Source organism: Sphaerisporangium sp. NPDC004334, assembly GCF_053602655.1.
This window is the reverse complement of sequence record NZ_JBSGDZ010000028.1, coordinates 1-15,113: the sequence shown is the minus strand read 5'-3', so window position 1 is coordinate 15,113 and position 15,113 is coordinate 1. Positions and strand designations below refer to the sequence as shown.

Here is a 15,113-nt window from a genome sequence, read left to right as displayed (position 1 = left end):
CAGAGGGGTCTCCCGCAAGGCGACTTACTTGGCCCGCTCGAGGATCTCCACGACCCGCCACCGCTTGGTGGCGGACAGCGGCCGGGTCTCCATCAGGAGGACGCGGTCGCCGACGCCGCAGGAGTTGGCCTCGTCGTGGGCCTTGTACTTGGTCGTACGGCGGATGACCTTGCCGTACAGCGGGTGCTTCACGCGGTCCTCGACGGCGACGACGACGGTCTTGTCCATCTTGTCGCTGACCACCAGACCCTCACGGGTCTTGCGGTAGTTCCGCGCCTGCTTGTCGGTGCTCTCAGTTGTCTCAGCCATCGCTCGGCTCCTTCTCGACCGTGACGATGCCGAGCTCGCGCTCGCGCATCACGGTGTAGATACGGGCGATCTCGCGGCGGACGGCGCGAAGCCGCCCGTGGCTCTCCAACTGACCGGTCGCCGCCTGGAAGCGGAGGTTGAACAGCTCCTCCTTGGCTTCCTTCAGCTTCGTGACCAGTTCGTCCTGGTCAGAAGTCCGCAGCTCACCGGCGGTCAGGCCCTTAGCCATCACGCCTCACCCACTTCACGCTTAACAAACCGGCACTTCATCGGGAGCTTGTGCATCGCGCGCCGGAGGGCCTCGCGGGCCACCGGCTCGGAGACGCCCGAGAGCTCGAACATGACGCGGCCGGGCTTGACGTTGGCGATCCACCACTCCGGCGAACCCTTACCGGAACCCATGCGGGTCTCGGCGGGCTTCTTCGTCAGCGGACGGTCCGGGTAGATGTTGATCCACACCTTGCCGCCACGGCGGATGTGCCGGGTCATGGCGATACGAGCGGCTTCGATCTGGCGGTTGGTCACGTAGTGGTGCTCAAGCGCCTGGATGCCGAACTCGCCGAACACGACCCTGGTGCCGCCCTTGGCGGCTCCGCTGCGGTCAGGCCGGTGCTGCTTGCGGTGCTTGACCCTGCGCGGGATCAGCATGGTCAGCTCCCTTCAGCACCCGGCTGCTCCGCCGGGCCGGTCTCGGGCGCCCCAGCGGGCGCGGTGCTTTCGGTCCTCGGGCCACGGCCGCCGCCACGGGGGGCGCCGCCGTCACGGCCACGACCTCCGCCGCCGCCGCCCGCGCCCCGGCCGCGCTGCGGCCTGTCGGTGCGGTCGCGACGCTGGCCGCCCGCGCGCGCGCCGGCCGCGGCCGCCTCGCGCTCGGCGCGGCTGGTCGGGGCCTCGCCCTTGTAAATCCACACCTTCACGCCGATGCGGCCGAAGGTGGTGCGGGCCTCGTAGAAGCCGTAGTCGATGTCCGCGCGAAGGGTGTGCAGGGGCACACGGCCCTCGCGGTAGAACTCCGAGCGCGACATCTCGGCGCCGCCGAGACGTCCGGCGCACTGGACACGGATGCCCTTGGCGCCGCTCTTCATCGCCGACTGCATGGCCTTGCGCATCGCGCGCCGGAAGGAGACCCGGCTCGACAGCTGCTCGGCCACGCCCTGGGCGACGAGCTGGGCGTCCACCTCGGGGTTCTTGACCTCGAGGATGTTCAGCTGGACCTGCTTCTTGGTCAGCTTCTCGAGGTCGCCACGGATGCGGTCCGCCTCGGCGCCGCGGCGGCCGATGACGATGCCCGGCCTGGCGGTGTGGATGTCGACCTGGACGCGATCGGTGGTGCGCTCGATCTCGACCTTGGAGATGCCGGCCCGCTCCATGCCCTTCTGCAGCATGCGGCGGATCGAGACATCCTCGGCGACGTAGGACTTGTACAGCTTGTCGGCGTACCACCGGCTCTTGAAGTCGGTCGTGATGCCGAGCCGGAACCCGTGCGGGTTAACCTTCTGGCCCACTAGCGGGTCCTTCCCTTCGGCCTGCCCTGGCCTTCAGGCCGGGCTTCGACGATCACAGTGATGTGGCTCGTCCGCTTGTTGATCCGATAGGCACGGCCCTGGGCACGGGGACGGAACCTCTTCAGCGTCGGGCCCTCGTCGACCCACGCCCGGCTCACGACCAGCGTCTCGCGGTCGAGCTTGAAGTTGTGCTCGGCGTTCGCCATCGCGCTCGTGAGCACTTTGAAGATCGGCTCGCTCGCCGCCTGGGGGGCGAACTGCAGCACGGCCTGCGCCTCCGAAGCGGGCAGCCCGCGAATGAGGTCCACCACGCGGCGGGCCTTCTGGGGCGTGACGCGGACGAACCGCGCCTGAGCCCTGGCTTCCATCGCTTACTCCTCGTTTCCTAAGGCGCTTACCGCCGGCTCCGCCGGTCTTCCTTGACGTGGCTGCGGAAGGTCCGCGTCGGCGCGAACTCGCCCAGCTTGTGACCGATCATCGACTCGGTGACGAACACCGGGACGTGCTTGCGCCCGTCGTGGACGGCGATCGTGTGGCCCAGCATGTCCGGCACGATCATGGAGCGCCGCGACCACGTCTTGATGACGTTCTTGGTGCCCTTTTCGTTCTGCGTGTCCACCTTCTTCATCAGGTGGCCGTCGACGAACGGGCCCTTCTTAAGGCTACGTGGCATTTAGGCTGCTCCTACCGCTTCTTCCTCTTGCTCCGCCGACGGATGATCAGTCGGTCGCTGGCCTTGTTGGCCTGACGGGTACGGCCCTCGGGCTTGCCCTTGGGGTTCACCGGGTGGCGACCACCAGAGGTCTTGCCCTCACCACCACCGTGCGGGTGGTCGACCGGGTTCATCGCGACACCGCGGACGGTCGGGCGCTTGCCCTTCCAGCGGTTACGACCGGCCTTGCCGATGTTGATGTTGGCCTGCTCGGCGTTGCCGACCTGGCCGACCGAAGCGCGGCAGCGCACGTCCACCTGGCGCATTTCACCGGAGGGCATACGCAGCGTGGCGTACTGCCCTTCCTTGGCCAGCAGCTGGATCTGCGCGCCGGCGGACCGGCCCAGCTTCGCGCCGCCGCCCGGCTTCAGCTCCACGGCGTGGATGAAGGTACCGGTCGGAATGTTGCGCAGCGGCAGGCAGTTGCCCGGCTTGATGTCGGCCGCAGGGCCGTTCTCGATGCGGTCGCCCTGCTTGATGCCCGTGGGAGCGAGGATGTAGCGCTTCTCGCCGTCCGCGTAGTGCAGGAGCGCGATGCGCGACGTCCGGTTGGGGTCGTACTCGATGTGAGCGACCTTGGCCGGAATGCCGTCCTTGTCGTGGCGCCGGAAGTCGATGATCCGGTACGCACGCTTGTGCCCGCCGCCCTGGTGACGCGCGGTCACCCGGCCGTGGACGTTACGACCACCCTTGCTGTGCAGGGGAGCAAGCAGCGACTTCTCCGGCGTGCTGCGCGTGATCTCGGCGAAGTCCGAGACGCTCGCGCCGCGGCGACCCGGAGTCGTCGGCTTGTATTTACGGATGCCCATCTTTTTCGTTCATCCCTTGTCGATGTTGCTTGGCAATGCGGCGGCGGAGATCAGCTGATCTGACCGAAGATGTCGATCCGATCGCCTTCCACCAGGCTCACGATCGCCCGCTTGGTGCTCGGGCGCTGGCCGTAACCGAACTTCGTCCGCTTACGCTTGCCCTGGCGGTTGATCGTGTTCACGCTGGTGACCTTGACGCCGAAGATCTGCTCGACAGCGATCTTCACCTGCGTCTTGTTGGCCGTCTTGCGCACCAAGAACGTGTACTTGTTGTGCTCATCGATCAGGCCGTAGCTCTTCTCAGAGACGATCGGCTTGATGATGATGTCGCGCGGGTCGGCGATCTTCTGCATCAGGCGTCTTCCTTCCCGCTGCCGCCCAGCCGAGCCACGACCTGGTCGTACGCCTCACGCGTGAAGACCACGTCGTCGTAGCAGAGCACGTCGTACGTGTTGAGCTGGCCGGCGTCCAGGAGGTGGACCTCCGGGGCGTTGCGCAGGCTCAGCCAGGTGAGCTCGTCGTCCGCGTCGACCACGACCAGGACGCTGCGAGCCTTGGAGATGTTGCGGAGCGCCTCGAGGGCGGCCTGGGTCTTCGGGGTGTCCCCGGTGACCAGGCTGTCCACGATGTGCACGCGTCCGCCGTTGGCCCGGTCGCTGAGGGCTCCGCGCAGGGCGGCGGCCTTCATCTTCTTGGGCGTCTTCTGGGTGTAGTCACGCGGCTGCGGGCCGTGGACGGTGCCACCGCCGGTGAACTGCGGCGCGCGGGTCGAGCCCTGGCGGGCCCGGCCGGTGCCCTTCTGGCGGTACGGCTTCTTGCCGCCACCGCTGACCTCACCGCGGGTCTTCGTCTTGTGGGTGCCCTGCCGGCGCGCGGCCAGCTGGGCGACGACGACCTGGTGGATCAGCGGGATGTTGACCTTGGCGCCGAAGATGTCCTCCGGCAGGTCGACGCTCCCGGTCTTCGCCCCGGCCGCGTCGAGGACGTCAACGGTGGTGCTCACTTGGCAGCCCCCTTCTTGGCAGCGGTGCGAATGAGGACCAGGCTGCCGTTGGCGCCGGGGACCGCACCCTTGACCAGGATGAGGTTCTTCTCGGCGTCCACGGCGTGAACCTTGAGGTTCTGGACGGTGGTGCGGACGTTGCCCATCCGGCCCGCCATGCGCAGTCCCTTGAAAACGCGGCCCGGAGTGGCGCAGCCGCCGATGGAGCCGGGCGAGCGGTGCTTGCGCTGGGTGCCGTGCGAGGCGCTGAGGCCCTTGAAGCCGTGACGCTTCATGACACCCGCGAAGCCCTTGCCCTTGCTCTTGCCGGTCACATCGATGTGCTGGCCGGCCTCGAAGGTGTCGGCCAGAACTTCCTGGCCGAGCGTGTACTCGGAGGCGTCGGAGGTCCGGAGCTCGACGAAGTAGCGGCGCGGGGTGATGTCGTGCTTGCGCAGATAGTCACCAAGCGGCTTGTTCACCTTGCGCGGGTCCACCTGCCCGTAGCCGAGCTGAACAGCGGAGTAGCCGTCCTTGTCCTCAGTGCGGACGCGGGTCACCACGCACGGACCGGCCTCGATGACGGTGACCGGGACGATCCGGTTGCCCTCGTCGAAGACCTGGGTCATGCCGAGCTTCTTGCCCAGGACGCCCTTGATCTGCTTAGCCATGTCAGTGCGTTCCCTCAGAGCTTGATCGAGATGTCGACGCCGGCCGGAAGGTCGAGACGCATGAGCGAGTCGACGGTCTTCGGCGTCGGATCGATGATGTCAATCAGCCGCTTGTGCGTGCGCATTTCGAAGTGCTCACGGCTGTCCTTGTACTTGTGCGGCGAGCGGATGACGCAGTACACGTTCTTCTCGGTCGGCAACGGCACCGGGCCCGCGACCTTCGCGCCAGTCCGCGTCACCGTCTCGACGATCTTCTTGGCCGAGCTGTCGATGACCTCGTGGTCATAGGCCTTAAGCCGGATGCGGATCTTCTGTCCCGCCATAGTGGCCTCGGTGTCCTTCGCTGTCGTCCTGCAAAAGTTTCGTGCGGCCTTTTGCCGCTATGGGTGTCCCACGTGACTTGCGCCCCATGGCCCGCCACCTTTTCCGTGATCTTGCAGTCATCTCGGTCGCGGCGGCCGAGACGACTGCGAGATCACGGGCCCGGCTGGGCTCGGAGCTCACCGTGGGCTCCGGGGCCGCCGAGGCGACCCCTTCGTGGTGCGGCGGCCGGACCCGTTCTCGGAGTCCGACCGCCGACCCGCGGTCGTGCTACTTGATGATCTTCGTGACTCGACCCGCACCGACGGTGCGGCCACCCTCGCGGATGGCGAACTTGAGACCGTCCTCCATCGCGATGGGCTGGATGAGCTGGACGGACATCTCGGTGTTGTCACCGGGCATGACCATCTCGGTGCCCTCGGGCAGGGTCACGACGCCCGTCACGTCCGTGGTACGGAAGTAGAACTGCGGGCGGTAGTTGTTGAAGAACGGCGTGTGGCGGCCGCCCTCGTCCTTGGACAGGATGTAGACCTGCGCCTCGAACTCGGTGTGCGGGGTGGTCGTGCCCGGCTTGATGATGCACTGGCCGCGCTCGACGTCCTCGCGCTTGATGCCACGCAGGAGCAGACCGACGTTGTCACCGGCCCGGCCCTCGTCCAGGAGCTTGCGGAACATCTCCACACCGGTGACGGTGGTGGTGGTGCTCTTCTCCTTGATGCCGATGATGTCGACGGTCTCGTTGACCTTGACGATGCCGCGCTCGATACGACCGGTCACGACGGTGCCGCGGCCGGTGATCGAGAAGACGTCCTCGATCGGCATGAGGAAGGGCTTGTCGGTGTCACGAACGGGCTCGGGGACGTTGTCGTCCACGGCGTTCATGAGCTCGATGATCGAGTCGCCCCACTTCTCGTCGCCCTCGAGCGCCTTCAGCGCCGAGACGCGCACGACCGGCAGGTCGTCGCCCGGGAACTCCTGGGCGGAGAGCAGCTCGCGGACCTCGAGCTCGACGAGCTCCAGGATCTCCTCGTCGTCCACCATGTCGGCCTTGTTCAGGGCGACGACGATGTAGGGGACGCCGACCTGGCGGGCCAGGAGCACGTGCTCCTTGGTCTGCGGCATCGGGCCGTCGGTGGCGGCGACCACGAGGATCGCGCCGTCCATCTGCGCCGCACCGGTGATCATGTTCTTCACGTAGTCGGCGTGACCGGGGCAGTCCACGTGAGCGTAGTGGCGCTTCTCGGTCTGGTACTCGACGTGCGCGATGGAGATGGTGATGCCGCGGGCCTTCTCCTCGGGCGCCTTGTCGATCTTGTCGAACGGGGTCGCCTCATTGAGGTGAGGGAAACGGTCGTGGAGCACCTTGGTGATCGCCGCGGTCAGAGTGGTCTTGCCGTGGTCGATGTGCCCAATGGTGCCGATGTTCACGTGCGGCTTGGTCCGCTCGAACTTGGCCTTGGCCACTGCTCTGTCTCCTTAGAGATTCTGACGTGACTTGCTAGTCTCACTCGGGCTCGGAGCCCGATCCCCGGGCGGCGGTGGTCGCCGCCCGAGCCGGCCTGGGTCTGGGACTCGTCGTCCCGGTCCCCCGCCGGCGGGGACGACGATCGCTCGACGTCCCCGGCCGTCCGGGTCCGGCGCTTATTCGCCCCGAGCCTTCGCGACGATCTCCTTGGCGATGCCCGGGGGCACCTCCGAGTAGGAGTTGAACTGCATGCTGTAGACAGCCCGGCCCTGGGTCTTGCTGCGAAGGTCGCCCACGTAGCCGAACATCTCTGACAGCGGCACCAGGGCGTTGATGACCTTCGCCCCGGAACGGTCTTCCATGGCCTGGATCTGCCCGCGCCGACCGTTCAGGTCGCCGATGACATCGCCCATGTAGTCCTCGGGCGTGGTGACCTCGACGGCCATCATCGGCTCCAGGATCACGGCGTCCGCGCGGCGCGCGGCCTCCTTGAAGGCCATCGAACCGGCGATCTTGAAGGCCATTTCGGAGGAGTCGACCTCGTGGTAGGCACCGTCCTGGAGGGTGACCTTCACACCCACCATCGGGTAGCCGGCCAGCACGCCGAACTCCGCGGCCTCCTGGGCGCCCGCGTCCACCGACGGGATGTACTCCCGGGGGATGCGGCCACCGCTGACCTTGTTGGAGAACTCGTAGCCGTCGTTGCCCTCGCCCAGCGGCTCCAGGTCGATGATCACGCGCGCGAACTGGCCGGAACCACCGGTCTGCTTCTTGTGCGTGTACTCGACCTTCTCCACCTTGCGGCGGATGGTCTCGCGGTAGGCGACCTGCGGGCGGCCGACGTTGGCCTCGACCTTGAACTCGCGGCGCATCCGGTCGACGAGGATCTCCAGGTGGAGCTCGCCCATACCCCAGATGACCGTCTGCCCGGTCTCCTCGTCCCGGCGGACCTGGAAGGAGGGGTCCTCCTCGGCCAGGCGCTGGATCGCGGTGCTGAGCTTCTCTTGGTCGCCCTTGGTCTTGGGCTCGATCGCGACGTTGATGACCGGCGCCGGGAACGTCATCGACTCCAGGACGACCTGGTTGGCCGGGTCGGAGAGGGTGTCACCGGTGGTGGTGTCCTTCAGACCCATGACCGCCACGATCTGACCAGCGTGCGCCGTCGGGCGCTCTTCGCGCTTGTTGGCGTGCATCTGGTAGATCTTGCCGATGCGCTCCTTCTTGCCCTTGACCGAGTTCACCACGGAGGTGCCGGTCTCGAGCGTGCCGGAGTAGATGCGGATGAAGGTGAGCTTGCCGAGGTGCTGGTCGCTCATGATCTTGAACGCCAGCGCCGAGAACGGCTCGGTCGGGTCCGCGTGACGCTCGATGACCTCCTCCTCCTTGCCGACCGCGTGCCCCTTGAAGGCGGGGATGTCGGTCGGGGCGGGGAGGTAGGCGACGATCGCGTCGAGCAGGGGCTGCACGCCCTTGTTCTTGAACGCGGTGCCGCACAGGACCGGGTTGAGCGCGCTGGCCAGCGTCGCGCGGCGGATGCCGGCGACGAGCTGCTCCTCGGTGGGCTCGACGCCCTCCAGGTAGAGCTCCATGAGCTGGTCGTCGTGCTCGGCGGCCGTCTCGATGAGCCGGTCGCGCCACTCGCGCGCCACCTCGGCGTGGTCGGCCGGGATGTCGACGGTGTCGTACATCTCGCCCTTGGCCGCCTCGGCGCTCCAGATCAGGCCCTTCATCTTCACCAGGTCGATGACGCCCTTGAAGTCGGCCTCGACGCCCCAGGGAAGCTGGATGACGAGCGGCGTCGCGCCAAGGCGCGACACGATCATGTCGACGCAGCGGTGGAACTCGGCGCCGACGCGGTCCATCTTGTTAACAAAGCAGATGCGCGGGACGCCGTAGCGGTCCGCCTGCCGCCACACCGTCTCGGACTGCGGCTCGACGCCGGCCACGGCGTCGAAAACCGCCACAGCGCCGTCGAGGACGCGCAGCGAGCGCTCCACTTCGACGGTGAAGTCGACGTGGCCGGGCGTATCGATGATGTTGATCGTGTGATCAAGCCACTCGCAGGTGGTCGCGGCAGAGGTGATCGTGATGCCGCGCTCTTGCTCCTGCTCCATCCAGTCCATCGTGGCAGCGCCCTCGTGGACTTCACCGATCTTGTAGTTGATACCGGTGTAGAACAGGATGCGCTCGGTCGTGGTGGTCTTGCCCGCGTCGATATGGGCCATGATCCCGATGTTGCGGACCTTGGCCAGGTCAAGAGCGGTCGATGTCGCCACTTCTCTCGCGTCCTCGTCGTCTCGTCGTCGCCGCTGGGATTACCAGCGGTAGTGGGCGAAGGCCTTGTTGGACTCGGCCATCTTGTGCGTGTCCTCGCGCCGCTTCACGCTGGCGCCCAGACCGTTGCTCGCGTCGAGCAGCTCGTTCATCAGCCGCTCGGTCATGGTCTTCTCGCGGCGGGCGCGGGAGTACTGCACCAGCCAGCGCAGTGCCAGGGTGGTGCTGCGCGCCGCGCGCACCTCGACCGGCACCTGGTAGGTCGCGCCACCGACACGGCGGCTGCGGACCTCAAGAGTGGGCTTGACGTTGTCGAGAGCGCGCTTCAGGGTGACAACCGGGTCGTTGCCCGACTTGTCCCTGCAGCCCTCGAGGGCGTCGTAGACGATGGTCTGGGCGAGCGAGCGCTTGCCGTTCAGAAGCACCTTGTTGATGAGCGCGGTGACCAGCGGCGAGTTGAACACCGGGTCTGCGACAAGCTGTCGGCGCCCAGCGGGACCCTTGCGCGGCATGTCAGCTCTTCTCCTTCTTCGCGCCGTAGCGGCTGCGGGCCTGCTTGCGGTTGCGGACGCCCTGGGTGTCCAGCGAACCACGGATGATCTTGTAGCGAACACCCGGCAGGTCCTTCACACGACCGCCACGCACGAGCACGATGGAGTGCTCCTGGAGGTTGTGGCCCACACCAGGGATGTAAGCCGTCACCTCGATGCCGTTGGTGAGCCGGACACGCGCCACCTTGCGGAGGGCGGAGTTCGGCTTCTTCGGGGTCGTCGTATACACGCGCGTGCAGACGCCGCGCCGCTGGGGGCTCCCCTTGAGCGCCGGTGTCTTGGTCTTACTGACCTTGTCCTGGCGGCCCTTGCGGACCAGCTGCTGAATCGTGGGCACCGCGTCTCCGTTCGTGCTTGGCCGGTGATTCGAAAAGTCGTGCGTTTCGCAGGCTCTGCCGGTGTCATGACCTGCTATTTTTCCCTCGGCTCCGACCCACGCGCTCGGGCGTGTCGCGATCTTTGCCGCACTGCGCCCGGCGAAAGGCCGGCACCCGGTGGAGGAGATCACACGGCGACCGGCCGGCCCCTGAAGGGCCTGGCGAGCGCACGCATGTGAGCCCATGAAGCCACGGGCACGAAGGGCAAGACTACCCAGCCCATCGCAACACGTCAAAACGGCTGCGCCGAGCCGCTTGTGCGCGCTCGGTTCGTGTCGTGGCCCGCAGCCGGTTTCCCCCCGGCCGCTATCGGGCACCAGACAAGTTTACGCCAACCACGGACCCGTCTCGACGATTTCCCGTGTTGCCGCACGGCGGCCCTCAGGACGCCGCGCGACGGCCCTGGGAGACGGCGAGGGGCGCCCGCCCCCGTTGCCGGGAGCGGGCGCCCCTGCGTTCGCCCTGCCGCGAGGTGGGACCGGCGCCGCCGGCCCCGCCGTCAGCGGTTGTACTGACCGAAGTCGTACTCCTCCAGCGGCACGGCCTCGCCGCTGCCGGTGCCGAAGGTGTAGTCGGTCGCCGAGCCGTCGTAGCCGCCGACGGTGTACATCGCCGCCTTGGCCTCCTCGGTCGGCTCGACCCGGATGTTGCGGTACTGGGACATGCCCGTACCGGCCGGGATGAGCTTACCGATGATGACGTTCTCCTTCAGACCCAGCAGGCTGTCGGACTTGGCGTGGATCGCCGCGTCCGTGAGCACCCGCGTGGTCTCCTGGAAGGACGCCGCCGACAGCCAGGACTCGGTGGCCAGCGACGCCTTGGTGATGCCCATGAGGACCGGACGGCCGGAGGCGGGGGTGCCGCCCTCGGCGACGACCTCGCGGTTGACCATCTCGAAGCGCGGCCGCTCGACGAGCTCGCCGGGCAGCAGGTCGGTGTCACCGGACTCCAGCACGTTCACGCGCTTGAGCATCTGCCGCACGATGATCTCGATGTGCTTGTCGTGGATCGACACACCCTGCGAGCGGTACACCTGCTGGACCTCGGCCACCAGGTGCAGCTGCACGGCCCGGGGGCCGAGGATGCGCAGCACCTCGTTGGGGTTGACCGCGCCGGCGATGAGCTGCTGGCCCACCGTCACGCGCTGACCGTCGCTGACCAGCAGACGCGACCGCATGGACACCGGGTAGGCGATCTCGTCGGAACCGTCGTCCGGCGTGATCACGATCTTGCGGGTCTTGTCGGTCTCGTCGATGCGCGCCCGGCCGTCCGCCTCGCTGATCGGGGCGACGCCCTTGGGGACGCGCGCCTCGAACAGCTCCTGGACACGGGGCAGACCGTGGGTGATGTCCGCGCCCGCCACACCACCGGTGTGGAAGGTACGCATCGTCAGCTGGGTGCCGGGCTCGCCGATCGACTGGGCGGCGATGATGCCGACCGCCTCGCCGACGTCCACGAGCTTGCCGGTGGCCAAGGAGCGGCCGTAGCAGGTGGCGCAGACACCGATCTTGGCCTCGCACACCAGCGCGCTGCGCGTGCGGACCGTCTCGATGCCGGCGTCGACCACCGCCGTGACGATGGCGTCGTTGATGTCGGCGCCGGCCGTCGCGACGACCTTGCCGTCCACCTCGACGTCCTCGGCCAGGATGCGGCCGTGCACGTTGCTCTCGGCGTTCTCGGCCTTGACCAGGTTGCCGCTCGAGTCGCGCTCGCCGACGTGCAGCGGGACGCCGCGGTCGGTGCCGCAGTCGATCTCGCGGACGATGACGTCCTGCGCGACGTCCACCAGACGACGGGTCAGGTAACCCGAGTCGGCGGTGCGCAGCGCGGTGTCGGCCAGACCCTTGCGCTGTCCGTGGGTGGAGATGAAGTACTCCAGCACCGACAGGCCCTCGCGGAAAGAGGACTTGATCGGCCGCGGGATCGTCTCACCCTTGGTGTTGGACACCAGGCCGCGGATGCCGGCGATCTGACGCACCTGCATCTTGTTGCCTCGGGCGCCGGAGTTGACCATCATCCAGACGGAGTTGGTCGCCGGGAAGGCGTTCACCATGTCGGTCTCGACGTCCGCCGTGGCGTGCGTCCAGATCTCGATGAGCTCCTGACGGCGCTCCTCGTCGGTGATCAGACCGCGCTCGTACTCGCGCTGGACCTTGTCGGCCCGGCGCTCGTAGGACTCCATGATCTCGGCCTTGTTCGGCGGCGCGACGACGTCGTCGATGGAGATCGTGACGCCGGACCGCGTGGCCCAGTGGAAGCCCGCGTCCTTGAGCGCGTCCAGAGCGGCCGCGACCTCGACCTTCGGGTACTTCTCCGCCAGCTCGTTGACGATCGCCGAGAGCTGCTTCTTGCCGATCTGAGAGTTCACGAACGGGTAGTTGTCGGGCAGCGTCTGGTTGAACAGCGCCCGGCCCAGCGTGGTCTCCAGGCGGTAGGCCTCGCCGGCCTCCCAGCCCTCGGGGGCCGACCAGCCCCGCGGCGGCGGGACGTCCTTGACCCGGACCTGGATCTGGGCCTGGATGTCCAGCTCACGGCGGTCGAAGGCCATGAGCGCCTCGGAGACCGAGCCGAACACGCGGCCCTCGCCCTCGGCGCCTTCGCGCTGCGTGGTCAGCCAGTACAGACCGATGATCATGTCCTGGGTGGGCATGGTCACCGGCTTGCCGTCGGCCGGCTTGAGGATGTTGTTGGTCGAGAGCATCAGGATGCGCGCCTCGGCCTGGGCCTCCGCCGACAGGGGCAGGTGGACCGCCATCTGGTCGCCGTCGAAGTCGGCGTTGAAGGCGGTGCAGACTAGCGGGTGGATCTGGATGGCCTTGCCCTCGACCAGCTGCGGCTCGAAGGCCTGGATGCCCAGGCGGTGCAGGGTCGGCGCGCGGTTGAGCAGCACCGGATGCTCGGTGATGACCTCTTCGAGCACGTCCCACACGACCGGCCTGGCCCGCTCGACCATGCGCTTGGCCGACTTGATGTTCTGCGCGTGGTTGAGGTCGACCAGGCGCTTCATCACGAACGGCTTGAACAGCTCCAGGGCCATCTGCTTGGGCAGGCCGCACTGGTGCAGCTTGAGCTGCGGGCCGACGACGATGACCGAACGGCCGGAGTAGTCGACGCGCTTGCCGAGCAGGTTCTGCCGGAAACGGCCCTGCTTGCCCTTGAGCATGTCCGACAGCGACTTCAGCGGGCGGTTGCCCGGCCCGGTGACCGGACGGCCGCGGCGGCCGTTGTCGAACAGCGCGTCGACGGCCTCCTGGAGCATCCGCTTCTCGTTGTTCACGATGATCTCGGGCGCGCCGAGGTCGAGAAGCCGCTTGAGGCGGTTGTTGCGGTTGATCACCCGGCGGTACAGGTCGTTGAGGTCGGAGGTCGCGAAGCGGCCACCGTCGAGCTGCACCATCGGCCGCAGGTCCGGCGGGATCACCGGGATGCAGTCGAGCACCATGCCGTTGGGCGAGTTGCGGGTGGTGAGGAACGCCGAGACGACCTTGAGCCGCTTGAGCGCGCGGGCCTTCTTCTGACCCTTGCCGCTGCGGATGGTCTCGCGCAGCGACTCGGCCTCGGCGGCCAGGTCGAAGTTGTTCAGCCGCTCCTGGATCGCCTGGGCGCCCATGCCGCCGCGGAAGTAGCGGCCGAAGCGGTCGCGCATCTCGCGGTACAGCAGCTCGTCGCCCTCGAGGTCCTGGACCTTGAGGTTCTTGAAGCGGCTCCAGACCTCCTCGAGGCGGTCCAGCTCGCGCTGGGTGCGGTCGCGGAGCTGACGCATCTCGCGGTCGGCGCCCTCACGGACCTTGCGGCGCTGGTCGCCCTTGGCGCCGGCGGCCTCCAGCTCGGCCAGGTCGGACTCGAGCTTCTTCTGGCGGGCCTCGATGTCGGCGTCGCGGCGCTGCTCGATGTGCTGCCGCTCGACGGAGATCTTGGCCTCCAGCGAGGGCAGGTCACGAGCACGCATGTCGGTGTCGACATACGTGATCATGTACGCCGCGAAGTAGATGACCTTCTCCAGGTCCTTCGGGGCGAGGTCGAGCAGGTATCCCAGGCGGGACGGGACGCCCTTGAAGTACCAGATGTGGGTGACCGGCGCGGCCAGCTCGATGTGGCCCATCCGCTCGCGGCGCACCTTGGCGCGCGTGACCTCGACGCCACAGCGCTCGCAGATGATGCCCTTGAAGCGGACGCGCTTGTACTTGCCGCAGTAGCACTCCCAGTCGCGGGTCGGACCGAAGATCTTCTCGCAGAAGAGTCCGTCCTTCTCGGGCTTCAGGGTGCGGTAGTTGATGGTCTCGGGCTTCTTGACCTCGCCGTGGGACCACTGCCGGATATCGTCGGCCGTGGCGAGGCCGATGCGGAGCTCGTCGAAGAAGTTGACGTCGAGCACTTGTTATCCCCTCGCTTGAAAATCAGACCTCTTCGACACTGCTCGGCTCGCGCCGGGACAGGTCGATGCCGAGCTCCTCCGCCGCGCGGAAGACGTCCTCGTCGGTGTCGCGCATCTCGATGGACATGCCGTCGCTGGAGAGCACCTCGACGTTGAGGCACAGCGACTGCATCTCCTTGATGAGGACCTTGAAGGACTCAGGGATGCCCGGCTCGGGGATGTTCTCGCCCTTGACGATGGCCTCGTAGACCTTCACGCGGCCGAGAACGTCGTCGGACTTGATGGTCAGCAGCTCCTGCAGCGCGTACGCGGCTCCGTAGGCCTCAAGGGCCCAGACCTCCATCTCGCCGAAGCGCTGGCCGCCGAACTGGGCCTTACCGCCCAGCGGCTGCTGGGTGATCATGGAGTACGGACCGGTCGAGCGAGCGTGGATCTTGTCGTCGACCAGGTGGAGCAGCTTCAGGATGTAGATGTAGCCGACCGAGATGTGGTACGGGAACGGCTCGCCCGATCTGCCGTCGAACAACTGGGCCTTGCCGCTCTTCGCCACCATCCGCTCCCCGTCACGGTTGGGGACGGTGTTGCCGAGCAGGCCGACGATCTCTTCCTCGTGGGCGCCGTCGAAGACCGGGGTGGCCATGTTGGTGCGTGGCTCGACCTGCCCGAAGCCCTTGTCGCGCAGCCGCTCGGCCCAGGCCTCCTGCACCCCCGTGATGTCCCAGCCGCGGGCGGCGATCCACCCGAGGTGGGTCTCCAGGACCT

At 67.4% G+C, this 15,113-nt stretch carries 17 protein-coding genes; all 17 read right to left on the bottom strand.

Features of this window, described 5'->3' with window-relative positions:
• Positions 1-24: 24 nt before the first annotated feature.
• A complete protein-coding gene (rpsQ, locus tag ACWEN6_RS31130) occupies positions 25-309 on the bottom strand; it encodes a 30S ribosomal protein S17 (RefSeq protein ID WP_354837575.1) in 285 nt (94 codons plus the stop codon).
• Positions 302-538, bottom strand: a complete 237-nt coding sequence (gene rpmC, locus ACWEN6_RS31125) for a 50S ribosomal protein L29 (RefSeq protein ID WP_354837577.1) — start codon at positions 536-538, stop codon at positions 302-304. The genes rpsQ and rpmC overlap by 8 nt, the downstream gene beginning before the upstream one ends.
• Complete coding sequence (gene rplP / locus ACWEN6_RS31120) at positions 538-957, bottom strand: 50S ribosomal protein L16 (protein WP_184608221.1); 420 nt, start codon at positions 955-957, stop codon at positions 538-540. Before rplP ends, rpmC begins: the two co-directional genes overlap by 1 nt.
• A 2-nt stretch (positions 958-959) precedes the next feature.
• Positions 960-1,814: a 30S ribosomal protein S3 gene (gene rpsC / locus ACWEN6_RS31115; RefSeq protein WP_452575214.1), complete on the bottom strand. Its 855-nt coding sequence runs from the start codon at positions 1,812-1,814 to the stop codon at positions 960-962.
• On the bottom strand, positions 1,814-2,182 hold the full coding sequence (rplV, locus tag ACWEN6_RS31110; protein WP_189162760.1) for a 50S ribosomal protein L22: 369 nt from the start codon (positions 2,180-2,182) through the stop codon (positions 1,814-1,816). The genes rpsC and rplV overlap by 1 nt, the downstream gene beginning before the upstream one ends.
• 26 nt (positions 2,183-2,208) lie before the next feature.
• Entirely contained in the window at positions 2,209-2,487 is a 279-nt protein-coding gene (gene rpsS / locus ACWEN6_RS31105; protein WP_262849229.1) for a 30S ribosomal protein S19, read from the bottom strand.
• 11 nt (positions 2,488-2,498) lie between these two features.
• Positions 2,499-3,335 (bottom strand): 50S ribosomal protein L2, encoded by an 837-nt coding sequence (gene rplB / locus ACWEN6_RS31100; RefSeq protein WP_214414915.1) that lies wholly within the window; start codon positions 3,333-3,335, stop codon positions 2,499-2,501.
• A gap of 50 nt (positions 3,336-3,385) precedes the next feature.
• On the bottom strand, positions 3,386-3,688 hold the full coding sequence (gene rplW / locus ACWEN6_RS31095; RefSeq protein ID WP_248964952.1) for a 50S ribosomal protein L23: 303 nt from the start codon (positions 3,686-3,688) through the stop codon (positions 3,386-3,388).
• Positions 3,688-4,338, bottom strand: coding sequence for a 50S ribosomal protein L4 (rplD, locus tag ACWEN6_RS31090; RefSeq protein WP_452575212.1), 651 nt, complete (start codon positions 4,336-4,338; stop codon positions 3,688-3,690). Before rplD ends, rplW begins: the two co-directional genes overlap by 1 nt.
• Positions 4,335-4,988, bottom strand: a complete 654-nt coding sequence (gene rplC / locus ACWEN6_RS31085; RefSeq protein WP_354837587.1) for a 50S ribosomal protein L3 — start codon at positions 4,986-4,988, stop codon at positions 4,335-4,337. Before rplC ends, rplD begins: the two co-directional genes overlap by 4 nt.
• A 14-nt stretch (positions 4,989-5,002) precedes the next feature.
• The gene (gene rpsJ, locus ACWEN6_RS31080) at positions 5,003-5,311 is read right to left on the bottom strand and encodes a 30S ribosomal protein S10 (protein WP_012887830.1); all 309 of its coding nucleotides are present in this window, start codon (positions 5,309-5,311) and stop codon (positions 5,003-5,005) included.
• Positions 5,312-5,579: 268 nt separating this feature from the next.
• The gene (gene tuf, locus ACWEN6_RS31075; RefSeq protein ID WP_354837590.1) at positions 5,580-6,773 is read right to left on the bottom strand and encodes an elongation factor Tu; all 1,194 of its coding nucleotides are present in this window, start codon (positions 6,771-6,773) and stop codon (positions 5,580-5,582) included.
• A 177-nt stretch (positions 6,774-6,950) separates the two neighbouring features.
• Positions 6,951-8,999: an elongation factor G gene (gene fusA / locus ACWEN6_RS31070; RefSeq protein ID WP_452575343.1), complete on the bottom strand. Its 2,049-nt coding sequence runs from the start codon at positions 8,997-8,999 to the stop codon at positions 6,951-6,953.
• Between the two features lie 90 nt (positions 9,000-9,089).
• Positions 9,090-9,560 (bottom strand): 30S ribosomal protein S7, encoded by a 471-nt coding sequence (gene rpsG, locus ACWEN6_RS31065; protein ID WP_248964948.1) that lies wholly within the window; start codon positions 9,558-9,560, stop codon positions 9,090-9,092.
• 1 nt (position 9,561) lies between these two features.
• On the bottom strand, positions 9,562-9,936 hold the full coding sequence (gene rpsL, locus ACWEN6_RS31060; protein ID WP_061253213.1) for a 30S ribosomal protein S12: 375 nt from the start codon (positions 9,934-9,936) through the stop codon (positions 9,562-9,564).
• A gap of 539 nt (positions 9,937-10,475) precedes the next feature.
• On the bottom strand, positions 10,476-14,351 hold the full coding sequence (locus tag ACWEN6_RS31055) for a DNA-directed RNA polymerase subunit beta' (protein ID WP_452575210.1): 3,876 nt from the start codon (positions 14,349-14,351) through the stop codon (positions 10,476-10,478).
• A gap of 22 nt (positions 14,352-14,373) precedes the next feature.
• Positions 14,374-15,113 (bottom strand): DNA-directed RNA polymerase subunit beta (locus ACWEN6_RS31050; RefSeq protein ID WP_452575208.1); only part of this gene is annotated, 740 nt, incomplete at its 5' end.